Annotated in this window: 23 protein-coding genes; 13 read left to right on the plus strand and 10 right to left on the minus strand. The window is 61.0% G+C overall.

What is annotated here, in order from left to right; genetic code table 11:
* Positions 1-15: 15 nt before the first annotated feature.
* The 10 genes from tssL to tssH all read right to left on the minus strand — a co-directional run bounded on the left by tssL (position 16) and on the right by tssH (position 10,407).
* Positions 16-1,263: a type VI secretion system protein TssL, long form gene (gene tssL / locus AABE10_RS09530; RefSeq protein WP_342932992.1), complete on the minus strand. Its 1,248-nt coding sequence runs from the start codon at positions 1,261-1,263 to the stop codon at positions 16-18.
* Between the two features lie 148 nt (positions 1,264-1,411).
* The gene (gene tssK, locus AABE10_RS09535; protein ID WP_342932993.1) at positions 1,412-2,758 is read right to left on the minus strand and encodes a type VI secretion system baseplate subunit TssK; all 1,347 of its coding nucleotides are present in this window, start codon (positions 2,756-2,758) and stop codon (positions 1,412-1,414) included.
* Between the two features lie 12 nt (positions 2,759-2,770).
* Complete coding sequence (gene tssJ, locus AABE10_RS09540; protein WP_342932994.1) at positions 2,771-3,283, minus strand: type VI secretion system lipoprotein TssJ; 513 nt, start codon at positions 3,281-3,283, stop codon at positions 2,771-2,773.
* 72 nt (positions 3,284-3,355) lie between these two features.
* On the minus strand, positions 3,356-3,838 hold the full coding sequence (locus AABE10_RS09545) for an Hcp family type VI secretion system effector (RefSeq protein ID WP_342932995.1): 483 nt from the start codon (positions 3,836-3,838) through the stop codon (positions 3,356-3,358).
* Positions 3,839-3,923: 85 nt separating this feature from the next.
* Entirely contained in the window at positions 3,924-4,436 is a 513-nt protein-coding gene (locus AABE10_RS09550; protein ID WP_342932996.1) for a hypothetical protein, read from the minus strand.
* Positions 4,433-4,894 (minus strand): hypothetical protein, encoded by a 462-nt coding sequence (locus AABE10_RS09555; protein WP_342932997.1) that lies wholly within the window; start codon positions 4,892-4,894, stop codon positions 4,433-4,435. The genes AABE10_RS09550 and AABE10_RS09555 overlap by 4 nt, the downstream gene beginning before the upstream one ends.
* Positions 4,887-5,351 (minus strand): hypothetical protein, encoded by a 465-nt coding sequence (locus tag AABE10_RS09560; protein ID WP_342932998.1) that lies wholly within the window; start codon positions 5,349-5,351, stop codon positions 4,887-4,889. Before AABE10_RS09560 ends, AABE10_RS09555 begins: the two co-directional genes overlap by 8 nt.
* 209 nt (positions 5,352-5,560) lie before the next feature.
* Complete coding sequence (gene tssC, locus AABE10_RS09565) at positions 5,561-7,054, minus strand: type VI secretion system contractile sheath large subunit (RefSeq protein ID WP_342932999.1); 1,494 nt, start codon at positions 7,052-7,054, stop codon at positions 5,561-5,563.
* 61 nt (positions 7,055-7,115) lie between these two features.
* On the minus strand, positions 7,116-7,649 hold the full coding sequence (gene tssB, locus AABE10_RS09570) for a type VI secretion system contractile sheath small subunit (RefSeq protein WP_342933000.1): 534 nt from the start codon (positions 7,647-7,649) through the stop codon (positions 7,116-7,118).
* Positions 7,650-7,686: 37 nt separating this feature from the next.
* Positions 7,687-10,407: a type VI secretion system ATPase TssH gene (tssH, locus tag AABE10_RS09575; protein ID WP_342933001.1), complete on the minus strand. Its 2,721-nt coding sequence runs from the start codon at positions 10,405-10,407 to the stop codon at positions 7,687-7,689.
* A 679-nt stretch (positions 10,408-11,086) separates the two neighbouring features.
* Between tssH and AABE10_RS09580 the strand changes: the two genes are divergently transcribed.
* From AABE10_RS09580 to AABE10_RS09635, 13 genes are all read left to right on the plus strand, one after another.
* Complete coding sequence (locus AABE10_RS09580) at positions 11,087-11,650, plus strand: TagK domain-containing protein (RefSeq protein WP_342933002.1); 564 nt, start codon at positions 11,087-11,089, stop codon at positions 11,648-11,650.
* Positions 11,647-12,516 carry a type VI secretion system accessory protein TagJ gene (locus AABE10_RS09585; RefSeq protein ID WP_342933003.1) on the plus strand — a complete coding sequence of 290 codons (870 nt, stop codon included), beginning with the start codon at positions 11,647-11,649 and terminating at the stop codon, positions 12,514-12,516. Before AABE10_RS09580 ends, AABE10_RS09585 begins: the two co-directional genes overlap by 4 nt.
* Positions 12,513-13,049 (plus strand): type VI secretion system baseplate subunit TssE, encoded by a 537-nt coding sequence (gene tssE / locus AABE10_RS09590; protein ID WP_342933004.1) that lies wholly within the window; start codon positions 12,513-12,515, stop codon positions 13,047-13,049. The genes AABE10_RS09585 and tssE overlap by 4 nt, the downstream gene beginning before the upstream one ends.
* Before the next feature lie 16 nt (positions 13,050-13,065).
* Positions 13,066-14,955, plus strand: coding sequence for a type VI secretion system baseplate subunit TssF (gene tssF / locus AABE10_RS09595; RefSeq protein ID WP_342933005.1), 1,890 nt, complete (start codon positions 13,066-13,068; stop codon positions 14,953-14,955).
* Positions 14,955-16,076 carry a type VI secretion system baseplate subunit TssG gene (gene tssG, locus AABE10_RS09600; protein WP_342933006.1) on the plus strand — a complete coding sequence of 374 codons (1,122 nt, stop codon included), beginning with the start codon at positions 14,955-14,957 and terminating at the stop codon, positions 16,074-16,076. Before tssF ends, tssG begins: the two co-directional genes overlap by 1 nt.
* Positions 16,069-17,169 carry a type VI secretion system protein TssA gene (gene tssA / locus AABE10_RS09605; RefSeq protein ID WP_342933007.1) on the plus strand — a complete coding sequence of 367 codons (1,101 nt, stop codon included), beginning with the start codon at positions 16,069-16,071 and terminating at the stop codon, positions 17,167-17,169. The genes tssG and tssA overlap by 8 nt, the downstream gene beginning before the upstream one ends.
* 59 nt (positions 17,170-17,228) lie before the next feature.
* Entirely contained in the window at positions 17,229-17,642 is a 414-nt protein-coding gene (locus AABE10_RS09610) for a DUF3592 domain-containing protein (protein ID WP_342933008.1), read from the plus strand.
* Between the two features lie 60 nt (positions 17,643-17,702).
* Complete coding sequence (locus AABE10_RS09615; protein ID WP_342933009.1) at positions 17,703-18,203, plus strand: glycoside hydrolase family protein; 501 nt, start codon at positions 17,703-17,705, stop codon at positions 18,201-18,203.
* A 56-nt stretch (positions 18,204-18,259) separates the two neighbouring features.
* Positions 18,260-18,619 carry a lysozyme inhibitor LprI family protein gene (locus AABE10_RS09620; RefSeq protein ID WP_342933010.1) on the plus strand — a complete coding sequence of 120 codons (360 nt, stop codon included), beginning with the start codon at positions 18,260-18,262 and terminating at the stop codon, positions 18,617-18,619.
* A gap of 163 nt (positions 18,620-18,782) precedes the next feature.
* On the plus strand, positions 18,783-19,223 hold the full coding sequence (locus tag AABE10_RS36395; protein WP_428983292.1) for a contractile injection system protein, VgrG/Pvc8 family: 441 nt from the start codon (positions 18,783-18,785) through the stop codon (positions 19,221-19,223).
* A complete protein-coding gene (locus tag AABE10_RS09625; RefSeq protein ID WP_428983282.1) occupies positions 19,199-20,704 on the plus strand; it encodes a type VI secretion system Vgr family protein in 1,506 nt (501 codons plus the stop codon). The genes AABE10_RS36395 and AABE10_RS09625 overlap by 25 nt, the downstream gene beginning before the upstream one ends.
* 74 nt (positions 20,705-20,778) lie before the next feature.
* The gene (locus AABE10_RS09630) at positions 20,779-21,207 is read left to right on the plus strand and encodes a DUF1795 domain-containing protein (protein ID WP_342933011.1); all 429 of its coding nucleotides are present in this window, start codon (positions 20,779-20,781) and stop codon (positions 21,205-21,207) included.
* Positions 21,208-21,264: 57 nt separating this feature from the next.
* Complete coding sequence (locus AABE10_RS09635) at positions 21,265-25,971, plus strand: RHS repeat-associated core domain-containing protein (RefSeq protein WP_342933012.1); 4,707 nt, start codon at positions 21,265-21,267, stop codon at positions 25,969-25,971.
* Positions 25,972-26,322: the final 351 nt, after the last annotated feature.

Below are 26,322 nucleotides of genomic sequence, written 5' to 3' on the forward strand. Positions count from 1 at the left end.
GGGCGTAGGGTTAGGTCAGGGCGTGACCGTGATTTCGACGCGGCGGTTCCGCGCACGGCCCTGCGGGGTGGCGTTATCGCCGATAGGGTTAGCCTCTCCCTTGCCGATGGCTTCGAGCCGCGCTGCCGGCACGCCTGCCGCCTGCAGCATCTGCATGACCTGCGTGGCGCGTTCTTCGGAGAGCGCATCGTTCGATGCGAACTGGCGGCTCCTGATAGGTCTGTTGTCGGTATAGCCGGTGATCGCGACCTTGCCCGGCACCTTGACGACCTCGTTGGCGATCTTCGCAATCAGCGGTCCCATCGATGCATTGACGTTGGCGCCGCCCGGCAGGAACATCGAGTCGCCGCGGAACGTGACCGAGCTGTGGCGCACGTCCTCGTCGACGCTGACCGTGCCGGCCGCAATCTCGTTCTTCAGCAGTTCCTTGAGATGCGGCAGCCGTGGCGCAGGCGGTGGCGTCAGATGGCCGATGTCGGCGATCTGTTTCTCGACAGTCGCACCGTGGTTGAGCAACTGGTACTTGAACCAGCCAAACAGACCGAGCAGGATCAGCCCGAGCACGGCAAACGTGATCCAGACGGGGAAATCGTAGAAGGACATGCGCCGCCCCCGTGCGTCAGACTGCACATGCGGGGAGAGCGCGATCGGCACGACGCCGCGCTGCGTCTGGATTTCGTTGTAAAGCCGCTGCCGCACGGCGTCATGCTTGCGGGCGCCGTCGGCTTCATGCCGGTAGCGGCCCATGAAACCGAAGCTCAGAATCCGGTAGATCACTTCGAGCAGATCGAGGTGTTCATGCGGCTCGTTCATCAACCGCCCGATTAGCAGATAGACCTTGTCGCCACCCTGACGGTCCTCGTGGAACTCGGTGGCGAGGCCCTTGCGCATCCACTCGACGCCGGTTTCGCGTTGGCCCCAGGTGGTTCGTGTGGCGGCGTCGTCGAGTGCCGTGCACAGGCAGTAACGGGCGCCGATCATGTGATCCCGCCGGATGTTGGCCTGCTCGCACAGCCGCTGGAACATGCGCACTTCCTGCTTGAGCAGCAGGTGAAGCTGATCGATGGCCTGCAGATCCAGCTCGTTTGGCATGTCGGCGAGCGCGCGCAGCAAAGGTCGCGCAGCTTCCAGTAACGGATTCTTCGCCTCTTCGACGGCGCGAAGGCGCATGGCCTGCGGTTCGCCCGCCGGGATGTTCGCGAGTAGTGTGGACGGCAGATCCTGTTTCGTACCGGATGCGGGTTCGCTGGGTGGCCTCTGCATGCCGCTGGGCCCGGTACGATCGTCGGGCGCGAAGGCTGTGCCGAATGAAGGCAGTCCTCGGTCTGGATTCACTACGTTCCCCTGATGTCATGATGAGCGGGCGCTTTTGATGGGTAAAAGGCCCGCTTTTTTGTCACGTGCGGTTTCGTTATCCGCGCACGCCCCACAGTTCCAGCTTGAGTCCAGGGAAGTCGCCCGCCACGTGCAGCGCGATGCCGCCATATTGCGCAACCGTCTCCCACAACGGTCCCGTACGCGAGAGTTCGTAGTAGACGTATCCCGCGTTGAACGGAATCTGGCGCGGCGGCACGGGCAGCGCCTGCAGCGCGATGCCCGGCAGGTGCGAGCGCACCAGGTCCGGCAGGCGTTCGGACGGTCCCATCTTCGCCTGCGTGGCGAACTGCTGGACCAGCGTGTCGGCCGGCATCTGGGCCGAGACGGCCAGGACCAGCGAATTGAAACTGCGCATCTCGGCGGGATCCACCACGGCGTTGCGCATGCCGTAGCCTGCGTCGGCGAACGGAATGCTTTGTGCGCTGCGTACCAGCACGGCGTTGAGGAGCCAGTGCGTGTCGTCGACGATCGGCTTCAGGCAGACGTGAGGTTCGATGTGCTGATACGGCGGATGGGATTCGAGCGGCCGGCGCGTCTCCGGGCGCACGTAGGTCGACAGTTCACCTGCCATGCTGAGCAGCAGCGCGTACAGGTCAGCGGGCGACGTCGTTGGCACGCGCCGCAGATGCTGCAGCAGCGGTTCGTAGCGGTTAAGTGTTTGCAGCAGCAGATAATCCGAGACCTCGGCCACCGTGCCGGCCTGGCCATCGCTGCCTGTCAACCTCTTGGCGAGCGCATCGGCGCGCAGCCGCGTGAGATCGTGGACCTTCGCCAGCCAGCTGGTGAGCAGCGTGCTTGCGCCGTAGCCCGACACGGGCGGCACCAGCGTGTCATCGAGTTCGATGCTGCCATCGGCGCGTAGCGTCTTGACTCGCGTGAGGGGTAGTCCAATCCACGCATCGGTCATCTCTTTCTGCGGCACCAGCCGCAACCGCAAACTGGACAACTGGACCGTCTTCGGACCTTGGCCGATCGAGTTCGTATCGCGCAGGTCCGTGTCGAACACAGCATAGCGCGCCAGCGAATGCGAGGACTCGTCGAATGTGGTCTCCTCGGCGTTGGGCACGCGGATCGGCACGGCCAGATGGATGACCTGATCCAGATGCTCGGGCCGGATCGTCAGCGGTGCGGGCGGCGGTGTGTTGCCCGGTGCATCGAATGGCGTGCCATCCGCGAACACGCCGCTCGCGGATTTGACGATCACCTTGCCGAGCGCCAGCGCTTCGTTGTCGATCGCGTAATGGGAGAAGCCGAAGAAGAACGGCGACAGGGGCGCCGCGCGCTTGTGCACGAAATGCTCGATGTAGCGCTCCTGCTGCTGGAACAGCTGCGGGCGCAGAAACAGCCCTTCACTCCAGGTGACCTTGTTATACCAGCTCATGCGTGTGGTCCATTACTTGTTCTGTTGTTGTGCGTCGGTGATCCGGATCGCACTGGTATCGAGATTGATCGTCAGTTTCAGCTTCGGCGCGAAGCGATACCACCCGGCCGGGGGGGAGGGCGGCAGTGCCCATGTCGCGCGCCACACGGAATTCGGCAGATCGCGGTAGGCAGCGATCACACCCAGCATGGTCGTGGGCTGATCGGCGGTACGCTGGATGATTTTGTTTTCGCCAGGACGGAGCTGGAACTGGTCGCGTGTGACGAGGTCATCGGCGAGAACGGTCTTGTCCTTGTCCTGCAGCGAGAAGAAATCGGCGGTATTGAACGCGTCGGCGTTCCTGAGTTCATAGATGCGCACGACGATCGGCGCGGCGCGCTTCTGGTCGTCGGGATTGACGCTGGATGAGGCCGTCACTGTCAGGTCGAGCTTGACGGCTTCATGGACAGCCTTGGGATCGTTGCTCGCACATGCGGCGAGTCCGAGCGCGCAGACAAGTGCAACGACGTGAGTGGACGGGCGCATCGGCAGTGAACAGGTGAAAGTGAAGCGTTGAAAAGGTCCGGCGCGTGCACCGGACCTCGCTGGACAAGGCGCTTAGGCTTCCTTGTTGAGCTTGATGTCGTAGCCTGCCGTCACGGCGCCACCGCTGCCGCCCTGGGCGTTTTGCACGACGTATTCCTGCTTGACCTTCGCGAACGACAGGCGCACGTGTTCACGAATGCCATTGTCCGCATTGCTGCCCGACGGATGCACTTGCGTGACGATCACGTCGTTCATCGTGATCTTGAGGTATTCGAGCGGGTTACCGCCTGCCTTGCGCACGGTCAGCACTGCCTGGTCGATGTGCTTGCCGGTCAGGCAGTACTTCATCAGGTTCGGGCTTGCACGGTCGAGCAGATGTTCGAAGGCCAGATCTTCGACGGTCGCCTTGCCGGCGCCGCCGCCCGAGCCGGCATGCATGCTCGACTGCTGCAGGATCTGCCAGCTCCAGTTCGACACTTCGATTTCGTTTTTGTGCGCCGAATCCTGCGATTCTCCGTCGATGCCGTTGATCTTGATGAAAATATCTTGTGCCATCTAAAACTCCTTGAGTGGTAAACGTACTTCCTGTTTTACGGACCTGTTGCCGTATCTTTGATGTGTTCTCTTGTGGCTGTTGTTCTTACGACGGATGTGCTGCTCTCTGTTCTGCGATGCGCTGCAAAGCCTTGAGGCAGGCCGTGCGGTGCGGCAGGCGATCCGATTCGGGCACGCGTTCCACCGCAGGAATGGTCCGATCAAGATAGCCATTGATCTCGCGCTGAGTGGGTTCGATAAACGAGACGCTGCATACAACGGCCGACCCCGTGACAGGCCCGTCATCGAGCACAGCCAGAACGGTTTTGGGGTTTCTTGGGAGCGCGTGCGCAAGGGCAACGCTCAGTCCCGTCGAATTCCCGGCGTCGGAGCCTTTCGCCAGATCAGATGCGAGTCGGACCCACGCTATGTTTCCCGAGGCAATCTTGTTGAGGACAGCGTCCATGCGTCCGGTGCGATTGAGCGATTGCACTGTGGTCTGCGCGCCATGCACGTGAATCTCTCGTGCGACCCGTGACGGCGTCAGCGGCTGTGCGCTGGCACACGCGTGACCTGCGAGAACAAGCAAAGCAACCCCACAGCAGAGATATCGCTTCATTGAGTTGTCCGTTCAGCCTGCGAAACAGCATTCGTCAGTGCCTTGCATAGTGTTTCCATGCCTGAGGGACATGACGACGTGGAAAGTGCCTTGATCCTGTCGAGGTCGCCCGTATCGAGCGTGCTGTCGATATGACGCAGCACGAAGCCTTTAAGCGGCGGATTGCGTCTGATCAACATACCAAGCCGAGGCAACGTATGCCACTGGTCAACAAGTAGTCGTGCGATCGCCTCTGAGTAGCCCTCGGCGATTTCCCCGTCGTCGCACTGCTTGTACTTCGTGAATACGACGTTCGCCGCATTCCAGGTGCTGATCCGGTCGACCATTTCATCTGCGGCAATCGCGTCGTGTTGCGTGCAAGCCTTGCTGTGGGCCGGTGGTACCGACAAGAACCCCAGCGCCGCAATAAGGCACGTGATTCGCTTTGACGCACTGCGACGACTTGCGGGCCTAGCCATGACTGCGTCCATGTAGGCTAGCGTTGCGGTTGCGCCGGGAGGCGGTGTGGGCACTTACGGAGTCGTTGCTGACGACTTCAATGGTGGTCAGCGCATCCGTCCTCATCAGACTGCTGATAGCGCTCATTGCGTCGTCGTTGGTTCGAATGCAGCCCATCGTGGCATGTTGTGGACCGGGCGAATGGCGTGCATTGGCCCGTCCCGAATGCACGCCGATGCCGGGGTGACCGGGAGCGTTGAAGCGAACAATGCCATGAAGCCCGTAAGGACCATTTGCCGACGGGGCGTGAGGGTGAGGTATCACCCTGTCCTGAATCGTATAGACGCCGTTCTGGATGTGCCGAATGGTGGCATGACTGTCGACGTTGTTGTAGGCAGCCCAACTGCCAGTGGTATTTCCTGCAGAGTCACTTAGCGCAATCTGATGTGTGCGTCCATCAAACCGTAGTGAAGACATCTGAAACACCTCTTATCGGTAATGGTCAATGCGTTTAGGAATGACCGTCGAGTTTTCTGTAACGTGACGTTGCCAACTGGCTTTTCCATTTCTACATGCCGCCATTGAAGCGACGCTCGCCGTGAGCGTCGCTTCCTGTCATCTACACGGGAGACAGCGATCGAGCGGCTGACGCATGCGGCAGCCGGCTGACTCTGAACGGCTAACGGTCAGGCGGCTTCCTTGATCGACGGCAGTTTGGCGACCAGACGCAGCGACACGGTCAGGCCTTCAAGCTGGAAGTGCGGGCGCAGGAAGAACTTCGCCTGGTAGTAGCCAGGATTGCCTTCCACCTCTTCGACAACCACTTCGGCAGCCGCCAGAGGCCGGCGCGCCTTGGTTTCCTGCGACGAGTTCGCGGGGTCCGCATCGACGTAGTTCATGATCCATTCGTTGAGCCAGCGCTGCATGTCCTCGCGCTCGCGGAACGTGCCGATCTTGTCGCGCACGATGCACTTGAGGTAGTGCGCGAAGCGCGAGCACGCGAACAGGTACGGCAGACGTGCGGAGAGGTTCGCGTTTGCCGTCGCATCCGGGTCGTAGTACTCGGTCGGCTTCTGCAGCGACTGTGCGCCGATGAACGTTGCGTGGTCGGTGTTCTTGCGGTGGATAAGGGGAATGAAACCGTTCTTCGACAGTTCGGCCTCGCGACGATCGGAAATAGCGATTTCCGTCGGGCACTTCATGTCGATGCCACCGTCATCGGTCGGGAAGGTATGGCACGGCAGGTTTTCGACGGTACCGCCCGACTCGACGCCGCGAATCAGCGAGCACCAGCCGTAGAGCTTGAACGAACGGTTGATGTTCACGCCCATCGCGTAGGCTGCGTTGGCCCATGCGTAGTTGCGATGATCCGAGCCCTGCGTGTCTTCCTCGAAATCGAACTCGTCGACGGGATTCGTTTGCGCACCGTAAGGCAGGCGCGAGAGGAAACGCGGCATCGCCAGACCGATATAGCGCGCGTCTTCCGTGTTGCGCAGCGAATTCCACGGCGCGTACTCGAGATTCTGCGCGAAGATCTTCGTCAGATCGCGCGGGTTCGCAAGTTCCTGCCACGACTCCATCTGCAGCACCGACGGCGATGCGCCCGAGATGAACGGCGTATGCGCGGCGGCGGAAATCTTCGCAATCGAGGCGAGCAGGTCCACATCCGGCGGCGTATGGTCGAAGTAGTAGTCGGCAACCAGACACCCATACGGTTCGCCACCAAGCTGGCCGTACTCTTCCTCGTAGATCTGCTTGAAGAGCGGACTTTGGTCCCATGCGAGACCCTTGTAGCGCTTCATCGTGCGGCGCAGTTCTTCCTTCGACACGTCCATGAAGCGGATTTTCAGGCGCTCGTCGGTCTCGGTGTTCGAGACGAGGTGATGCAGACCGCGCCACGCCGATTCCAGCTTCTGGAAATCGTTGTGATGCAGGATCAGGTTGATCTGCTCGGAGAGCTTGTGGTCGATCTGCGCAATGATCGCTTCGATGCTCTTGTATGCGTCGTCGCTGATCGTGATGGACTGCTGCAGCGCCTGCTCGGCGAGCGTCTGGACTGCAAACTCGACGGCTTCGCGGGCCTCATCGGTCTTGGGACGGAATTCCTGTTCGAGCAGTTGCGAGAAATCGGTGTGCGCATGCTTCGCGGCGCTGGATGCCTGTACCTGCTGTGTTGCCATGATGTTCCTCTGTCGTCCTTGATTCGGTTCTGGCTGGGTGCCGTTTATCAATCGCCTGTCGTCAGTTCAGCGATTTGGCGTCGTTCTCGTCAGCCGCTTTCGGTTTCGGCGCCGCAGCGAGCGACTTCAGCAGCGCGGGATCAGCGAGCAGCTTGTTGACCAGCGCTTCGGCGCCGGACTTGCCGTCCATGTACGTCTGCAGGTTGGCCAACTGGGTACGGGCTTGCAGCAGCTGATGCAGCGAGTCGACCTTGCTGGCCACCGCGGCCGGCGAGAAGTCCTCGATGCTTTCGAAGGTCATGTCGACCATCAGCTGGCCTTCTCCCGTGAGCGTGTTCGGCACGGCGAACGCAACGCGCGGCTTGATCGCCTTCATGCGCTCATCGAAGTTGTCGATATCGATATCGAGAAAGCGGCGATCGGAGACGGCCGGTAGCGGCTCGACAGGCTTGCCGGACAGGTCGGCCAGCACACCCATCACGAACGGCAGTTCCACTTTCTTTTCGGAACCGTAGATCTCGACGTCGTACTCGATCTGGACGCGCGGGGCACGGTTGCGCGCGATGAACTTCTGCGAACTGTTTGAAACGGACATGCATGGACTCCGTGAGCGTGGGAAAGGATCGGGAGTTTTATTGGGTCTCGCCGACAGAAACTGGGGAAACAGCGTCAACAGTGACCGCCATCGCGACAGGCGAAAAAACGATCGCAGTGGACGGCGCCGCATTGCCATCGATGATGTCGATAGCGATGCCCGACAACGTGCGCTTCGACGAGAACGCATCGAGCCAGAGCGCGGACAGCCGCGGCAGGATGTGCTGTTCGATAAACCCGATCAGCACGCGCGCGCCGGTTTCCTGCACAAGGCAGCGTCCGACGACGTAATCGACAACGCTCTCGCTGTAGCGAAGCGCGATGCCGTGACGGTCGGCCATGCGGCGCACGACGCGATCCAGATGCAGACGCACGATGCTCGCGAGCGATGCGTGGGCCAGCGGACGGTACGGCACGACGGTCACGCGGCCCATGAAGGCTGCGGGGAACGTCTTCAGCAGTTCCGGTGCGAGCGCTTCACGCAGGCCGTCCTGATCGGGGACGAGGGTCGCGTCCGCGCACAGACTTGCGGTCAGTTCGGAACCCGCGTTGCTCGTCAGCAGGATCGTCGTGTTGCGAAAGTCGATGTAGCGTCCGTCGCCGTCTTCCATGTAGCCCTTGTCGAACACCTGGAAGAACATCTCATGGACGTCGTGATGCGCCTTCTCGATCTCGTCGAGCAGCACGACCGAATACGGGCGCCGGCGTACGGCTTCCGTCAGTACGCCACCTTCGCCATAACCGACGTAGCCCGGTGGCGCGCCCTTGAGGCCGGAGACGGTATGGGCTTCCTGATACTCGCTCATGTTGATCGTGATCAGGTTCTGCTCGCCGCCGTAGAGTGCTTCGGCCAGTGCGAGGGCCGTTTCGGTCTTGCCGACCCCCGAGGGGCCCGCCAGCAGGAACACACCGAGCGGCTTCTTCGGATCGGCGAGACCAGCACGCGCTGTCTGCACGCGCTCGCCGATCTGGTGCAGCGCATCGGTCTGGCCGATCACGCGCGCAGCAAGTGTTTCAGGCAAGGTACGCACGGCCGCGATTTCGTCCGTCACCATGCGGCCCACAGGGATGCCCGTCCAGTCGGAGACGATTTCCGCGACGATCGCTTCATCCACTTCGGGAAAAACCAGCGGTGTTTCGCCCTGCAGATCGCGAAGCACGTGTTCGAGTTGGCGGAGCGTGTCGAGCGATGGCGCGTCGTCGCCATGTTCGGCACGGTCACTTGCCGTGACGGCCACACGCGCATCGGCAAGTGCCTTTGCGGCGGCGAGCTGGGTTTGCCAGTGCGCGTCGATCGCGGCTTCCTCGGCCGACAGTGTGCTGATGCGCGCCTGCGCTGCGGCCATGGCCTGGTCCGCATCGAGTCCGATGCATGCTTCCTGTTCAAGCAGATCGCGTTCGACGCGAGCCGCCTGAAGGCGCTGACGTACGTCCTGCAGTTCGCGTGGCGGTGCGTGCTGCGACAGCGCCACGCGCGCGCAGGCAGTGTCGAGCAGGCTGATCGCCTTGTCGGGTAATTGCCGCGAGGGAATGTAGCGGTGCGACAGCGTGACGGCTGCGCGGATCGCTTCATCGAGAACGATCACGCCATGATGTTTCGAGAACGCGGCGGCGAGTCCACGGACCATGTCGATGGCGGCGGCCTCCTCGGGCTCGGGAACCTGCAATACCTGAAAACGGCGGGTGAGAGCGGGGTCCTTCTCGATGTGCCGCTTGTATTCCGACCATGTCGTGGCACCGATCATGCGCACCGCGCCTCGCGCGAGCGCGGGCTTGAGCAGATTGGCGGCGTCACCCGTTCCAGCCTGGCCACCCGCACCGACGAGCGTGTGGATTTCATCGACGAACAGGATGACGGGCACGGGCGACTTGATCGCGGCCTCTAGCACGCCTTTCAGCCGTGACTCGAACTCACCTTTCATACTGGCGCCGGCCAGCAATGCGCCGACATCGAGCGTCATGAGCCGCACGTCGGCCAGCGTGGGTGGCACATCGCCTGATGCAATGGCGAGCGCGAGCCCTTCGACGACAGCCGTCTTGCCGACGCCCGCCTCACCGGTCAGGAGTGGATTGTTCTGACGCCGGCGCATCAGGATATCGATGATCGTGCGGATTTCCGGCTCGCGACCGCTCACGGTATCGATTTCGCCGGCGCGGGCGCGTGCCGTCAGGTCGGTGCAGTACTGGTCGAGCAACGACCCCTTGCCCGTGGTTGGCAGAGCCTGTGACGCTTCGCCCGGTACGGCGGGTGAAAAGTCGCTGTTGTCGTAAGGCGCATCGGCGGATTCCGGCGAACCGTTGATCCAGACAACCAGCTGGTCGCCCAGTCCTTCGGCAGGAATCCGCCCGAACGCCGGCGAGATGGAAAGAAGCACACGCCGCAGTTGTGGCGTGCCGGCGAGCGCGGCCATCAGCCATGCACCTCGCACGCGCCGGTCGCCGAACTCCAGGGTGGCGAGCACCCATGCACGTTCGATGGCGAGTTCAATGTAATGCGAGAAATCGCTGATCGAGCTCGCGCCCGCTGGCAGCGCAGCAAGCGCGCGGGCGAGATCGCGTTCCAGCGTTTCAGGTTCGATGCCCGCATGCCGGACAATCCGGTGCAGATCGCTATCGGACAACTGCATCAACTGATGCAACCAGTGGACGAGCTCCACATAGGGGTTGCCACGCAGCTTGCAGAACGCGGTTGCGGATTCGATGCTGCGAAAGAGGGTGGCACCGAGCTTGCCGAACAGTGCCTGGCGGGAAATCGTCATGAACCGGTCGCTACGAATACTGATTTGGACTGCAAAGCAAGCTCATCATCGTCTGCCATGCAGTGTTTGCATATGGAAAATTCCTGTCCGTCTGACATTGTCAGGAAATTTCCTCCCCGTGATTCCAGCGCCGCCGCCTGATTTCAGATTCCCTCCATCATGACGGGCGCTTTCTGTTTTTTTTGTGGCGCTTGGCGAATTATTGGCAGCTATACCCTGGCCGTCAATTGGGGTGTTGGTTACTCAATTTAATGGGATGTTCATCGCGTATGCAAAAAGCATGGAATGAGTATGCAATTTGAGATCGGGATTTTTGGGTATCAATTCATTGATATATAAACGAATTTGTAATTCTATGGCATGAATTTTCGCAGATGTCGCGCGACTGTAATCGTAAAATTGGGAATTGTTCGTAGGATTAATTTGATATTTTCTGTCGGATCGATTTGTAAATAAGTTATATCTCGAATTAAACTTCTAAATTCAATGATCGGCAAAATAATTTAATGTGGACGGAAGTTACCTGGTCGTGCGTTAATCCGAATCTGCTACCCGGTTAAAACAGTATCGATGTAAATAGTATTCGCATCGCAAAATGGCAATCTCCGTTCACATTCCCAGACTCTTCGGCAAGAACCTGGCCGGCGCATTGGATGATCAGCGGGCCAATGCGGCCGCCATGTCCGGTTCTGACGCTCAGGCGGCGTTATTGCGCGGCAGCGAGGCCATCTACGATCTGCTCGGCACCTCGTCCGATGCGGGTCACGATTCGGCGACGCGTGCGCAGGATGAGACGCCAGCGACAACCGGCCCGGATGACATCATCCGGCGTCTGAACGATCAGTATTACCAGGCGATTGCTTCATCCCGTTTTTCGCTGACGGGTGAATGGGTCGGCTCCGGTTTGCGGGCGGAACACGCTTCCACACGGCAGCCGTGGGAAGAGCACGACGGCAATGATCGCGCAACCGGGTCCATTGCAGATCTGCTGTCCGATATCGAGGAACTGGAGGAAGCGTTCGGTCCGCTTCGCCACGGCGAGTCACCGGAGCCCGTAATGCCAGAACCGATGCCCGAGATTCTTCAGCTGTTCGCGCCACCTGAGTTTCATGCGACGGCGTCGCAACGTTCCGTATCGCTGCCGCCGTCGCTAGCGCGGCGCGAGCATCACACGTTGGCAATCGATAGCCCGATGGCTGCATTCAACACCGCTTCTCTCGCGCATAACGGGTCGACCGAATGACCGTCCAGCCAACACTGCCCGCGCAGGAGCGGGCTCGTCTTTTTCCTGCAGCAGAGATCGAGGCCGCCGAGGCCGCGATTCGAAGTCAGCCGGCCCAGGCCGTTCACCGTTGGCGATTGTTCCAGTGGCTATGCGTCACCTGTGAGTGGGAACGGGCGGTGCAGCAGCTTCAGGTATACGCGCAGCTTGATCGCGGGCAGACACCCGTCGTGCAGGTCTGTCGCGATCTCATACGTGCCGAACGCACGCGTGCCAGGGTGATGGCCGGTCAACAGCAGCCGGGTTTCGTCGTGGACGATATGCCCTTGTGGATGCGGGCGATGCTCGCCGCGTTAGAGTTCACCGGGCAGGGGCAGATGGACGCGGCGGATGACGCGCGCGAGCGTGCGCTCGATCTGGCGCCGCTGGTCGCCGGCCATAGTGGCGACATCAAATTCGAATGGATCGGCGACAGCGACACGCGGCTGGGGCCGATCTGTGAGTTCATTACGGCAGGGCGTTATCGATGGCTGTCGCTGGCCGACATCGCGGCATGGCAGATCGAACGCCCCGCGACCTTGCTCGACCTCATCTGGGCGCCGTGCATGCTGACACTGGGCGATGGCACGCAGATGCGCGGCTTCATGCCGGCGCGTTATCCGGACAGCGGTGATACCCAAGGCGACGATCGTGATGCGTTGCTACTGGCCCGACGCACGGCATGGCGCGAACTCGGGCGCACCGGCGTGATCGCGTCAGGTCGCAAGACGTGGGCAACCAGCACAGGCGATTTCGACCTGCACGAACTGGCTCGCTGCTCGTTCACTCTGCCTGCCGAAGGTGCTGCGGTCCGGCATCAGGATACGACGTCGGGAGCACCGCTGTGAGCCGCAAGCCACATGACCGGAACCAGACCGTATCCGCGCCGCGAAGGGCCGATACGCACCTGCTGCCCACATTGCTGGACCGCCTGCGTGATGACGCGCCGCACCGGCAGACCGAGGCGCCGGGCGAATACGCTGTCACCCGCGCGCAGATGCGCGACATCATCCAGCGCGATCTCGCGTTTCTGCTCAACGCGACCAGCATCGAGGATCTGATCGACCGCCAGCGTTATCCGCAGGCGGCGGCGTCGACGATCAACTTCGGTGTGCCGCCGCTCGCGGGCGCCTTCATGGCCTCGCGCAAATGGACCGATATCGAAACGATGATCAAGCGCGCGATCGCTGACTTCGAGCCTCGCCTGATTCCGGATTCGGTGAGGGTCGTGCCACTGACGGCGATCGACAGTCAGGGCCGCTACAACCATCTTGCGTTCGAGATTCACGGCATGATCCGTATGGACCCGTATCCGCTCGAATTCATGGTGCAAAGCTCGCTCGATCTCGAAACGAGCCGTCTCCAAACGACCGCTCGGTGAGCGACAGGAACTTCGCATGGACCCGCGACTGCTTGACTACTACAACCAGGAACTGATCTACCAGTACGAACTGGCAGGCGAGTTTGCGAAGGCGCATCCAAAGATCGCGCGGCGCCTCGGCATGCAGGCCGGTGAGATGACCGACCCGTACGTGGAACGGCTGATCGAGGCATTCAGCTTCATGGCCGCGCGCATGCAGCTCAAGCTCGACGCGGAGTTTCCGCGTTTCACCGGGCGTCTGCTGGAAGTCGTCTATCCGAACTATGTCGCGCCGACGCCGTCGATGGCCGTCGCGCGTTTTTACCCGAGCCCGAAGGAAGGCAACCTTGTCGAGGGCTTCCGGGTGTCGCGCGGAACGACGCTCAAAAGCCGGATACCGCCGGGCGAGCAGACGGCGTGCGAATTCCGCAGCAGCCAGGATGTCACGCTATACCCGCTGGAGATCGTCGATGCGCGGCTGACGGGCATTCCGCCGGACATTCCGATGCTCGACCGCTATGTGCCGTCCCATACCCAGGTGCGTGGCGCATTACGGTTGCGCCTGCGTGCCACGGGCGAGTCGAATATCACCGATCTGCGCGGGCTGGATCGCCTCCCGATCTATCTCGCCGGTGACGAACAGGTGGCCTCGCACCTGTTCGAACTGCTCCACGCGGCCGGTGTGGCGTCGATCACGGGTGAGCCCGGCGCGTTCGGTGATGCAGACCGGCCTTTCGCGGCGGTGACGCGCGGCGCGGTCGTTCACGAGGGGCTGGGTATCGATCAGGGGCTGCTGCCGCTCGTCTGGTCGAAGTTTCACGGACACAACCTGTTGCATGAATACTTCGCGTGTCCGAGCCGCTTTTACTTCTTCACGCTGACGGGACTTCAGGAGGGCCTGAAGAAGGCCAAAGGTCGCGAGGTCGAAATCGTCGTGCTGCTCGACCAGTCGCCGGACCGTCTGGCAGGACTGGTCGATGCATCGCGGTTCGCGCTGTTCTGCACGCCCGTGATCAACCTGTTTCCGCGCAAGGTGGAGCGCATCGAGCTGAAGGAAGCCGGCACCGAGTTCCATCTGGTGCCCAGGCGGCTCGCGCCGCTCGACTACGAAGTGTTCGCGGTCGATGCGCTTTATGGTCAGGTCGGCAAGGAGTCGGCGACACTCGAATTCCGGCCGCTGTATCAGACCCTGAACAACGACGAGGGCAATCACGGCCGGTATTTCTCGCTGCGCCGGGAGCGCCGTCTGCTCTCGGATTCGGCGCGCCGCTACGGCACGCGCACGCCCTATGTCGGCACTGAGGTGTTCGTCTCGCTGGTCGACCAGCATGAGGCGCCTTATCACGAAGGCATGCGTTACCTGTCGGTCGATGCGTGGCTGACCAATCGCGATCTGCCGAACCTCGTACCGCGCGATGGGGTGAACGATCTTGAGGCGGCCGAGAACACGCCCGTCAGAAGCGTCGGGCTGATCCGCGCGCCGAGTACGCCACGCGCACCCTTCGCGGAGCGTGAGACGGCATGGCGACTGATCCGGCAACTGAACTTCAACTATCTGCCGCTCGAAGACATCGACCACCGGCCGGGCGGGCAGGGCGTGCGCGACATGCTGCGGCTGTTCCTCACAGGCGAGGACACCACGCACCAGCGCCAGGTCGAAAGCCTCGTGGGCGTGAAGACGCAGCCCGTGGCGCGAAAGCTTCCGGGTGGCGGTCCGTTGGTGTTCGGGCGCGGCATCGAATGCCAGTTGACCGTCGACGAGAACGGGTTTTCTGGCGTTAGTCCGTACCTGTTCGGGTTGATTCTCGAACACTATCTGGCGCGGCACGTATCGATCAACTCGTTCACGCAGACCGAACTCCACTCGATGCAGCGCGGTCGCGTGATGCGCTGGCCGGTGCGCATGGGCACACGCGGAGTGGCCTGATGAAGCGCGCACCGTTCACCTCGATGCTGCGCGATGCGGCGCTTTCGCCCGAAATGGTTGAGCGCCTGCAGGCCGAGCCGTGGCGTTACGGATTCTTCTCGCTGATGCGCCGCATTGGCGCCGATGTCCGTATCGATCCGATCGGCACGGCGCGCCGTCCGCGTGCCGAACCGTTCCGCTTGGGACAGAAGCCGAGTCTCATCTTTGCGCCACGTGAGATTGCGAGTGTCGGCGAGCTGGATGGACGTATGCATGTGCGCCTCTTCGGGCTCGGCATGCTCGGGCCGAATGGGCCGCTGCCCATCCACATGACGGAAATCGCGCGAGAGCGCGAAGAAAGCCGGCGCGACCGCACGCTGGTGAGTTTTCTCGACATTTTTCACCACCGTTATCTGACGCTGCTCTACCGCGCCTGGGCAGGCGCACAGGCGACCGCTGGGCTCGATCGCGCCGGCCCCGACAGCGAGCGGTTCTCGTTCTACATCGCGAGTCTGAGCGGGCAGGATACGGGGGAAATTGCGCAACGCGCGCTGCCTGCACATGCGCAACTGGCCGCGTCGGCCAATCTCGTGCGCGAGGCACGCGATCCCGATGGCTTGCGCATGACGCTCGAGCGTTATTTCGGGGTGCCGGTCGCAATCGATGAATACGTGTTCCACTGGATCGATGTCGCGGCCGAGGATCACAGCCTTCTCGGCAATCCCGGTGCGGCCGCAACGATGGGCGATGGCGCCATGCTCGGTGAGCAGGTGCCCGACCGCCAGCATCGTTTCCGGATTGTCATCGGCCCCGTCGATATCGACGAGTATCTGCGCTTTACGCCGCGCGGCGCGGATCTGCCAAAGCTGGTCGACTGGGTACGCAGTTTCATTGGTCGCGAATTCGATTGGGAACTGGAGCTGCGTATTCGCGCGCAGAGCGCACCGCCCGCCGTGATGGGCGGGCCACAGCAGCTGGGCTGGTCGGGGTGGCTTGGCCGCTCGCCCAGCGGTGAACCGATTACGGGGATGCGCTTCGAACCGGAACGGTATGTGAACCAGTTCGCGAATCGGGGCGTAGAGGGTGGCGATGGCGGCAATGGACGTCGCGCAACGTTGCAGGTCAAGGGACAGAATGAGTAACAGCAGGAAACAGGGTGCGTCGAAATCTTCAACGGCGAATTCCGCAGTGCCGGCGCCGCACGACTGGATGACGCCCGTCGATACGAATGCCCCGTGTGGAGCCGACCTCGAATACGATCCGGAATTCGTCGTGCTGTCGGCGCAGATGGCCGCGAAGATGGACGCGCAATATGGCGATTTCGTCGGCTCGCCCGAACCAGTGAACTGGAACGAAGTCGATCGCGATTGCCGGCGGCTGATGATACGCAGCAAGGACATGCGTCTTGCCGTACTGTTTGCGCGCAGCCGTACGCGGCTCGCGGCATCGGCCGGACTCGCGGAAGGTCTCGGACTGCTGGCGGGGTGGCTTGCTGCCTTTCCCGACACGATTCACCCGCAGCCGGGCGTCGATGACGATCGGGAGGCAGCGCTCGAAATCCGCATGAACGCGTTGCAGACACTGGCCGACACGGAAGGACTGCTGTCCGATGTGCGCGAGATCGCGCTCACGCGTTCGACGGCCACGCGGCTCCAGGTGCGCGACGTCGAGCGCGCCTTTGCGCATCCGCGGCCGACCGATGCGCTTGCGCCCGAATCGGTCACGCGACAGCTCGAAGATCTGCGCATGCAGCAGCCGGACATGCTGGCCGGATTCGACAGGGCGCTCGCAAGCCTTACGTCCATCGATGAATGGTCCAAGGCGCATCTCGGCGTCTATCAGCCGGACCTGTCGGCCTTGATCCGGCTACTGCGGCGGGTGGTGGGCGATGGGGTGCGCGTGGCTGCGACGCCGGCTGTGCCAGAGATTGAAGACGTGCCGCCCGTTAATGCGGAAACAGCGGCTACGTCGATCGACGATGCATCCGCAGAGCATCGCGATGTGGCACAGCAAACCGCCGCCGAAACAGACGGACCACGCGTCGGTGTGGCGGTGACGGGGCGGGAAGGCGCACTGGAGCGTATCCGTGAAGCGCGTCACTGGTACGAGCAGCATGAGCCGAGCAGCCCGATTCCCATGCTTTTGCGGCGCGCCGAGCAGCTTGTCGGCAAACGCTACGCGGAAGTGGTCAGTGCCATCCCGGTGGAGTTGCTTGCGCAGTGGGAAAGTGAGTGATACAGGGCGCGTTGTGTCTACGCGCGAAAAACCGGACTGCCGCTAGAGAGGCGAACCCGATGTTCAGATTTGTCATGTCGCTTGTGCTTGGGGCTGTGTTCCTCGGTGCCGCACTGGTCAACGCCCTGTCCACGCGCCAGTTCCTGCAGGAGTCAGTGGTTGTACCGGGAAAGGTCGTTGCCCTGAATGCCGGAGGAAGTCATCCGCAGATCACCTTCGTGACGAAAGAAGGCGAGGTGATCTCGTACCCGCAAGGCGGCTTTATTTACGGCATGAAAGTAGGACAGGACGTAAGCGTCCGGTATGTGAAGGGGCGCCCGCAGACGAGTGCCAGGATCGATGCCTTCGGGGCGATCTGGGCGACGGCGATCGCCTTTGCGATCATCGGTGGCGGCGCCATCCTGACGGCCCTGACTCACTGGCCGAGCAGCAACGAGGACAGTTCGTCGGCAAGCGGTATTCGGACGTTATGAAAGCGATTCCGGCGGAGTCGCTGGGTTCAATGTCAAAGGGAAAGCGAGGAGGGAGCAACTGTGGCCAATGAGACGAAACGCACGAGTGCGGCAGGCCTGAACGCATTGAGAACGCGAGAGGGAGCCGTTCTTCACTACTACAACGACATTGCCAACAACTGCACTTTCGGCGTGGGCGGACTGGCACATCACGGTCCGTGCACGGACGAAGAAATGCGTCGTCCCGTGAACGCCGCGGACGTTAATTCACAGCTCGCGGTCAGCGTGCGGAGTGCCGAGGCGGCGGTGCGGCGGCAGGTGTCGCGACGCGAACTGAATCAGGAGCAGTTTGACGCGCTGGTGAGCTACACCTACAACGCCGGGCCGACGGGGGCGCATCCGGTGCTTTCGGCAGCAAACGCCGGGCAAGACGCTCAGGTGGTGACCCACATGAGCCGGAACGTCAATGTGTATCCGCGAGATGCGCATGGCCGGCGTCTGCATCCTGTCCGGTCGGCGGGACTGGTCAACAGGCGCCGCGAAGAAGCGGCGCCTTTCCAGCCACAGGCGCCGGCGCGATGAAACACAGAATCCCTCTCTTCGCTGGCCTGGTTTGCACGTCGCTCCACGCAGCGGCCATGAACCCCGTCGATGAAATTGCCACGCGCAGCGGATTGCCCGCGAGCGAGATCACCGCGCTCCTCGTGAATTGCGACGCCAGCCAGACCAGCATGAATTTCTGTGCATGGCGTGATCAGTTGGTGGCCGAGCAGAATCTTCACCTCGCCGTATCGAGCAAGGAGACGCAATTCCCGGCATGCAGGAACCGCCTGGAAACGCAGATTGCCGGATGGGCGAGACAGCGTGATCGTGCCTGCCAGAGGGGAACGCAACAGGAGTGGGGGAATGGATCGATGCATCAGGCGGCACAGGCCATCTGTGTAACGAAGGAAACGGAACGGATTACAGGAAAGGTGAAAGCCTTCCATTGCCGGTAATTGAGGGTGCCGGCGCGAGTGCCTACCTACGGAACAGGCCTCTCGAGATCGCAGATTGAACCAACGCGCAGGTATAACGGGACGGAAGATGTCGTCGTTTCAGTCATAAAACTATGGAGTGTATTTAGATATGCTTAGGTTTTCAACGAGCCGTACGGTGACGATGAGCGGTCTGGCCTTGCCGGAATCGCCGCTCGGCGGGCCGGCCCTTGAACTCAAGGGGATCGCGGGCGAAGAAACTCTGTCCCAAATCTACGCATACACGCTGGCGTGCCGGACGCCCATTGAGATTCCCGCCGAGGTCGCGGCCAACATCGATCTGAAAACGATGATCGGGAAGGAACTGACGGTCACGGCCCAGTTGGACGGCATGGGAACCTTCATGGCGGGAATCGAAGGCATGGCGGGGGCGGCCAACATCGGGGTGGGCACGCGAGAAATCAGCGGCATTGTGACGGAAGCGCGCTATGTTGATCAGTCCAACCGGCAGAGCAATTATGAACTGGTGCTGAGACCCTGGATCTGGCTGGCAAATCAGCGGTCCGATTTCAAAATATTCCAGCGCAAGACGGGAACTACATGTACTCGTACGACCTGCGCCTGAGTCGTTCGTATCCGGTGCTGGACTATCAGGTCCAGTATGGTGAAACGGATTTTTTCTTCATTCAGCGTCTGATGGCCGAGCACGGCATTTACTGGTTCTTCGAGCACTCGGACACATTTCACCGGATGGTGCTGGTCGACCACCTCGGCGCTCACAAGCCGGTCCTGAGCGCTGCCTACCAGACGCTGAGATACTACCCGCCAGGACACAAGATCGATCGGGAATATATCCACACGTTCGATACCGGTGGTGCGCTTCAGTCGGGACGGTGGACAACGAACGATTACGACTTCAAGAAGCCGAAGGCGCAACTGGTCGCGCAAAACGAACTGCCACAGGAAACGGCACATAACGATTTTGAGCGCTACGAGTGGCCAGGGGACTACACCGACCCGTCGCACGGCGAGGAATTTGCTCGGTTGCGTATGGAAGAAGTCCGCGCGCACGGTGAGCGTGCGTCCGGCAGTGGCAACGTACGCGATGTGGTATGTGGAACGACCTTCCACCTTGAGGGCTATCCACATCAGGCATCAAACCAGGAGTACCTGGTGATCAGCGCCTGGTTTTCTGCGACGGAGATTGGTGACGCCAGTGGTGCGGGCGATTACTCGATCGATAGCTCGTTCGTGGTGCAACCGGCGACGACAGTGTTTCGCCCATCTCGTTCGCGATACCCGAAGCCACGCACCAGCGGTCCACAGACGGCGATCGTCACTGGCCCCGACGGACAGGAAATCTGGACCGACCAGTATGGGCGCGTGAAACTTGCGTTCCACTGGGACCGCCACGGTTCGAAGGACCACAACTCTTCGTGCTGGATACGTGTGTCGTATCCGTGGGCGGGAGGCGGTTTTGGCGGCGTCAATATTCCGCGTGTAGGCACCGAAGTGATCGTGGACTTCGAGAACGGCGATCCGGACAGGCCGATCGTGGTCGGGCGACTCTACAACGCGGCGACGATGCCGCCGTGGGATCTGCCGGGTAACGCGACGCAAAGCGGACTGCTTTCACGCTCCATGAAAGGTGGTGCAGGCAATGCCAATGCGATCCGCTTCGAGGACAAGCAGGGGGCGGAAGAACTGTGGTTGCAGGCCGAGAAGGACATGCGCACCGAAGTCGAACATGATGAAACGCACACTGTTCACCACGACGAGACACATAGCGTCGGACATAACCGGACCACGACCGTCGGACAGAACGAAAAAGTCACGGTTGGTGGCACGCAGACTCACACGATCGGCGGCGATACCACGCTCAAGACGACGGGCCCTCAACCCGGCGGTACGGGAACGATAGGCGACATCCAGGTGGAGTCCAGCCAGGGAAAGATTCATCTGAAGGCTGCAACAGAAATCGCGTTCGAGGTCGGGCAGAGCGTGATTCGCATGACCGCCGACGGAAACATTTTGATCTCCGGTCCGACACACGTGAATATCAACCCTGATGCGCCAGATCCCGCCCCACCTGCGTCCGGTGGATGAGGATCGTTTGGCGGCGGGCAAGTCACAACTGGTAATGCCGTTGTACATCAATCAGTAAAGTAATGGGATACACGATGCGTTATTTCACTAACGAGGGATTTCTGGATTTACCCGACAACTGGCACGACCGTAGCGTTAATGTGTTACTTCCAACGATACCGGACGTCCCCGGCTGCAATCTGGTCTTGACGCGGGACGATCTGCCCTATGGCGCTGAGTTCTCCGACTACATCAACGTCCAGAAAGCGAAGTTCAAACGTGAACTGATTGATCTGCAGATGCACGTCGATCAATCGTGCGAGGTCGACGGGCGCGTGGCCCATTATCTCGAATTCAACTGGCAGAACGATCGAATGCGTGTGTATCAACTTGCACTCATTGTTCTGGACGCACCCGCGGTACTGACCTTTACGTACACCAGTCCCGGACAGCTACCCGCGCACATACGGGACGCCGTCGGGCACGCGGTGATCAATTTTCGTTTTCGTCAGAAAGATGATTAGTAATGCGAATGTATCTTTATAAATATTGATCGACCTTCAAACATTTACCTTGATGCCATGAGTGACGTACTGGGGAGCAGCACATCGGGCAGTCGACAGAAGCTTGATGCGCTCGCAAAGCGGGATAGCAATGCTGACACTGTCAATGCCATTTCCGAAACGGGAACGATGATCAATGCCGCGCAGGTTGGCGCGGCAGGCGGTACCGCTCTCGCGGGAGGAACCCTCAGTTGCTTTTTGGGACGTGTTATTGCGCCGCTTGGCGGAGCGATGGCTGGCGCCTGGCTGGCCAGTGCGGTCGGAGCAGACCGCCCTGTTACCTGGTTGATGAATGAAGTGGGATTACCAACTGTAGCGAAACCGGGTAAGGCACCTGCGCATGTGAAGCACAAGATCGTCCATGAGAATGCATTCTGGGGCGCGCTAGCTGGCCTGGCGGCTGGCATTGCCGTCGGGGTGGCCATCGCGGCCGCAGCGGCGGCGATCGTTGCGACGGGTGGAGCGGCAGCCGCTGTCATCGCAGCGGCTGGGCCGTATGCAGTCGGCTTTGTCGCGGGTGTAGTAGGCGGTTTTGTGGGAGGCGCCGTAGCATCAGGCGTCAGTAAAACCGGGTCGGTGACGGGTGAGATCGCCGACGGTTCACCGAATGTTTCATTCGAAGGCAAAGCCGTTGCACGGGTCACGGACCCCGTCTCCTGCAGCAAGGATCCAGGTGAACCGCCACCCCAGATCGCACAGGGCAGCAAAACCATCTCAGTGAACGGCCTTCCACTCGCGCGGATCGGCCACAAGATCACCTGTTCGGCCACGATTCAGGAAGGCTGCAACACCATTAGCGCTGATGAGACGACGGGTACGTATGGAAAGATCAACGCGAACGTCTCGATTCTTGAACAGTTGGTCCTGACGACCGCGGATGTGTTGCTGATGCGTTCCGCCACGAAAGAAGGCGGACTGCTAGACGGCGTGCTGCGCGAACTGCTGGGCGAGCCGATCGACATGGCGACCGGGGACTATGCGGATTATCGAACCGACTTCACATGGCCTCATGTTTTACCCCTCACGCTGCGTCGCGTTTACGCAGGGCGTCAGCCTGTCACCGGGCTGCTAGGGGAACGATGGATTTGCAACTGGTCGCAACGCCTTGAATACAGGCAGACAGAAGACGGCCCTGCAACCATCACGTTTTTCGATGCAGACGGACAGCAACTGGTCTACCCGGTACCGCAAGATGAATTCAATGCGTTCAATCTGTGGGCGCCGCATTACGCGTTGCGCGGCAGCCGCCAGCAGCCGGAGATCTTCGATGAACGCAGCCAGCAGTCGTTGATCTTCGAGTTTGCCGGTATTCAATCCAGCATTGCGCGTCTGAGCCGGATCGAAGATCGCAATGGCAATGCGATTGCGTTTTCCTATAACGCGCTCGGCCATCTATGTCAGGTGCGTCATAGCGCCGGGTTTGAGTTGTGGGTCAACTGCAACGCGAACGGCTTGCTACAAAGCGTATCCAGCCATTCGGGCGGCAAGGATGTCCTCGTCAGCTACCACTTCGACCACGGACGTCTGAGCGACGTTCACAGCCGGTTCTACGGAGAATTTCACTTCCGTTATACGGCAGAAGGATGGCTGGACCACTGGCGTGACAGTGGTGCGACATCGGTCCGGTTGTCGTATGACCACCGTGGGCGCGTGATCGCAACCCGCACGAATACCGCGCTCTACGACGATCGCTTTGAATACGACGATGACGAGCGACGCGCAACCTATGTTGACGCGCTCGGCCACCGGCATGAGCGCTGGTTCGACGCTGAAAACCGGCTGATCCGTTTACGTGACCCGCTGGGGCGGGTCACCAGCATTGCGTACGACGAGTACGGCTGGGTCCGATGCCGCAGGGATCCACTCGGACGCGATAGCCTGTACGAACATGATGCCCGAGGCAGACTGGCGCAGTTCACGAACCCATATGGCCAGGTCCAACGGTATCGCTGGAACGACGACGGCCTGTTGCTCGAACAGCGTGCTGACTCCGGTACGGTGCAATGGCACTACAACGCTGAAGGCAATGCCGTTGCACGGTGCTCACCCGACGGTGAAACCCGCTGGCGCTATAACCTGCAGGGGCAGGTTACGCATCGGACGGACCCTGACGGGGTAACGCGCAGTTGGGCATACGATGGTTATGGGCGGCTTGCCACGTCGACGGACCCGTTGGGCCGGCAGACACAGTTTAGCCATGACGTGTTCGGACGGCCGGCCAGCCGGACCGATGCCGCCGGCCACCGTACCTGCTATGCGTATCAGCCCGGCCCGGACAATCCACGGGAGGCGCTCAGTCATATCGAGTATCCGGATCGGAGCGTCAGGCAATGGCGCTACGACCACGAGGGGCTGCTATCGGAGTCCATCGATCCACTTGGCAACATCACGCGCTATACGTGGGGGGCGTTCGATCTGCTTGCCAGCGTGACGGATGCCACACAGGCCATCACACAGTATCACCGCGACGGTGCAGCGCGCCTGCTCGGCGTCACTAATGCAGCCGGGCAACAGTGGCGGCTGGAGCGCGATGCGGCGGGGCAACTGGCCGCTGAAACCGATTGGAGCGGTCGCATAACGCGTTACGAACGCAACGTACTGGGCCAGATCACCGCGCGGCATCTGCCCGATGGTGGCACGTTGCACTACGACTACGATGAACTGGACCGGCTGGTCGCCATTTCTGGCGCAAGCCGGCGGCACACGTTCGAGTGGAATAGTCGCGACCGTCTGGTTGGGGCGCAGGTCTGGCTGCGTGCCGCGAGCGGCGAATGGCAGTCCGACAACGACGTGCGGTTTGACTATGACGAAGCGCACCGCCTCGTTGCGGAAAGTCAGCACGATCAGCGTCTGGAATATGGCTACGATGCTCAGGGTCGTCCACAGTCCCTTGCCACACCTGGCGGCATGACACGGTGGCAGTTTGATAGTGCGGGTCAACTCGAAACGCTTGCAAGCAATGGCCACCGCTTCGATTTTGCGTATGACGGGCTGGGTCAGGAGACGCAGCGTCGCTACCGTCCGCACAAAATACAGGACGATGTGCAACCGGAGCTTGCCGCGCTATATCCGGAAGGGTATGTCCAGTTCCAGGACTACGATGAGATGCGACGGCTGGCATCGCAGGCGGTGTGTGGCCAGTCGTGGGACCAGGCGCTGCAGCCCGAATCCGTAGGCCAGCGCAATCTGCGGACCTATGGCTGGGACGCGGCCGGCCGTTGCACGCAGATGCGCGAAACGCGAAGCGGTGTCGCGCAGGAAATAAACCAGTGGCGCTACGACGCGCGTGACCAGATTGTCAGTGCGACGCACTGGAGCGGCACCAGCGCAGGCGGACAGGCGCACGACGAGCAATACCAGTATGACGCGCTGGGCCATATCGCCCAGCAGGAGCACGACGGCGTCATCGAGTCGCATCGCTATCAGGGCGACCAGCTCATCAGCGCCGGGCCCGGCATCTATAGCTACGATGCATGCGGCCGTGTCACCAGCCGTACCGAGCATCGACGGGGCTTCCGCCCACAACAGTGGCTCTACCGGTGGGACGAGTTTGGCCGGATGTGCGAGGCGCTCACGCCTTACGGGGAGCGCTGGCGTTACCGTTATGACGCATTCGGCCGGCGCATCAGCAAGGCGTGCGTGGAAGGGGGCAGACGCCGGCGTGCGCGACGCGTCGACTACCTGTGGCAAGGCAGCCGGATGATCGAGGCGCGGCGCGATTATGGCGCGCCAGCCGCAGACGAGGCACAGGCCCGACCTGCCCGCCCCCGCTACGAACTTCAACGCTGGCATTACCGGCCCGGCACGCATGCGGTACTGGCGCAGGAGCGGTTGCGCTACGACTCGGCGCCCGACAGGCCATGCAGCGACTGGCATCCCGTGGCGTGTGATCCGAACGGTGCACCCCATACGTTGTACGGCAGTGATGGCCGGGCCGTGTGGCGGGCACGACGCCGGCTGTGGGGCGAAACGGAACGCGATACAACAGCCGACCAGCAACGCGAGACTCTGGATCACGTGGTTCCCGACCGCTGGCTGGCGCAACAGCTGTGGGGCGGAGATGATACGCCTGACTGTGAACTGCGATTCGCCGGTCAGTGGGACGATGAGGAGACGGGGCTACACTACAACCTGCAGCGGTACTATGACCCGAAGACGGGGCAGTATCTTAGTCCGGATCCGATCGGACTGGCCGGGGGGCTAAGGACGCATGCTTATGTGCATGATCCGGTGCAGTGGTGCGATCCGTTGGGATTGGCGGCTTGCTTTGACGCCAAAGCGAACCGATGGCGCGATAGTGATACCGGGCGTTTTGTTAAGACCGCCGATGGCATTGATGCGCATTTGGCTCAATTTAGGGATGGCGCGTCGTATATCACCCCGACGAAAGCACTTGATACTTACGGGCGCGATCCTATTGGGCGTCCTGACGGGCAATTTGTCATGCCGTCCTCGTATTTAGATGACCTCATGCTATCAACTCGCGGTGATGTAGCTAAACTTGAAGACGCACTTGGAATTCCATCTGGATCATGGCAAGGAAATCCTCTGAGCCGAATTGACATTCAAGACCCCTCGTCTGTTGGTCTTCGTATGGCAACAGGCAGCGAGTCCGGAGCGAATAGCCTTTGGTTGCCTGGAGGGTATACGTCTGGAGGTGTTCCGGAAGCAGTTGTAAATCAAATTCCTGCCGGAAGTTATACTGAGAGTCCTATTGGGAAATAATTTTAAATGGCTGAAATGGAAGAATTTAGTGAGCCGTGGTTATATAGAGTCTTCTTCAGGGAGGGGCAGCCCATCATGGCTGTCTTAATGGGAGGAGCAGCTCAATATGAAAAGGAAATAATTCTAACGGAGGTGCAGTACGAAACATTTTGCAAGGATCGGGATGCTGCGCGGAGTTACGCGACAGCTATCTTGAAAGGACGAATCAATCCCTAAATGGTGAACCTACACCGCTATCACTACGATGAAACCGACAAACCCGACGGCCTCGGTATGATGAAGTGGTGATAGCGTGCCGCACTACAACCTTCATCGGTACTATGCCAGAGACCGGGCGCTATATCAGTGCGG

Origin of the sequence: Paraburkholderia diazotrophica, assembly GCF_038900755.1 — a bacterium.
GTDB classification, from domain to species: Bacteria; Pseudomonadota; Gammaproteobacteria; order Burkholderiales; family Burkholderiaceae; genus Paraburkholderia; species Paraburkholderia diazotrophica_A.

Coding starts and splice junctions, on each gene's coding strand:
- AABE10_RS09620 (WP_342933010.1), top strand. CDS start 18,260: ATGAACCCCGTCGATGAAATTGCCACGCGCAGCGGATTGCCCGCGAGC.
- AABE10_RS09580 (WP_342933002.1), top strand. CDS start 11,087: ATGTCCGGTTCTGACGCTCAGGCGGCGTTATTGCGCGGCAGCGAGGCC.
- tssG (WP_342933006.1), top strand. CDS start 14,955: ATGAAGCGCGCACCGTTCACCTCGATGCTGCGCGATGCGGCGCTTTCG.
- AABE10_RS09630 (WP_342933011.1), top strand. CDS start 20,779: ATGCGTTATTTCACTAACGAGGGATTTCTGGATTTACCCGACAACTGG.
- tssJ (WP_342932994.1), bottom strand. CDS start 3,283: ATGCGCCCGTCCACTCACGTCGTTGCACTTGTCTGCGCGCTCGGACTC.
- AABE10_RS09625 (WP_428983282.1), top strand. CDS start 19,199: ATGTACTCGTACGACCTGCGCCTGAGTCGTTCGTATCCGGTGCTGGAC.
- AABE10_RS09585 (WP_342933003.1), top strand. CDS start 11,647: ATGACCGTCCAGCCAACACTGCCCGCGCAGGAGCGGGCTCGTCTTTTT.
- AABE10_RS36395 (WP_428983292.1), top strand. CDS start 18,783: ATGAGCGGTCTGGCCTTGCCGGAATCGCCGCTCGGCGGGCCGGCCCTT.
- tssF (WP_342933005.1), top strand. CDS start 13,066: ATGGACCCGCGACTGCTTGACTACTACAACCAGGAACTGATCTACCAG.
- tssA (WP_342933007.1), top strand. CDS start 16,069: ATGAGTAACAGCAGGAAACAGGGTGCGTCGAAATCTTCAACGGCGAAT.
- tssK (WP_342932993.1), bottom strand. CDS start 2,758: ATGAGCTGGTATAACAAGGTCACCTGGAGTGAAGGGCTGTTTCTGCGC.
- tssH (WP_342933001.1), bottom strand. CDS start 10,407: ATGACGATTTCCCGCCAGGCACTGTTCGGCAAGCTCGGTGCCACCCTC.
- AABE10_RS09610 (WP_342933008.1), top strand. CDS start 17,229: ATGTTCAGATTTGTCATGTCGCTTGTGCTTGGGGCTGTGTTCCTCGGT.
- tssC (WP_342932999.1), bottom strand. CDS start 7,054: ATGGCAACACAGCAGGTACAGGCATCCAGCGCCGCGAAGCATGCGCAC.
- AABE10_RS09555 (WP_342932997.1), bottom strand. CDS start 4,894: ATGGCTAGGCCCGCAAGTCGTCGCAGTGCGTCAAAGCGAATCACGTGC.
- AABE10_RS09635 (WP_342933012.1), top strand. CDS start 21,265: ATGAGTGACGTACTGGGGAGCAGCACATCGGGCAGTCGACAGAAGCTT.
- AABE10_RS09550 (WP_342932996.1), bottom strand. CDS start 4,436: ATGAAGCGATATCTCTGCTGTGGGGTTGCTTTGCTTGTTCTCGCAGGT.
- tssB (WP_342933000.1), bottom strand. CDS start 7,649: ATGTCCGTTTCAAACAGTTCGCAGAAGTTCATCGCGCGCAACCGTGCC.
- tssL (WP_342932992.1), bottom strand. CDS start 1,263: ATGCAGAGGCCACCCAGCGAACCCGCATCCGGTACGAAACAGGATCTG.
- AABE10_RS09545 (WP_342932995.1), bottom strand. CDS start 3,838: ATGGCACAAGATATTTTCATCAAGATCAACGGCATCGACGGAGAATCG.
- AABE10_RS09560 (WP_342932998.1), bottom strand. CDS start 5,351: ATGTCTTCACTACGGTTTGATGGACGCACACATCAGATTGCGCTAAGT.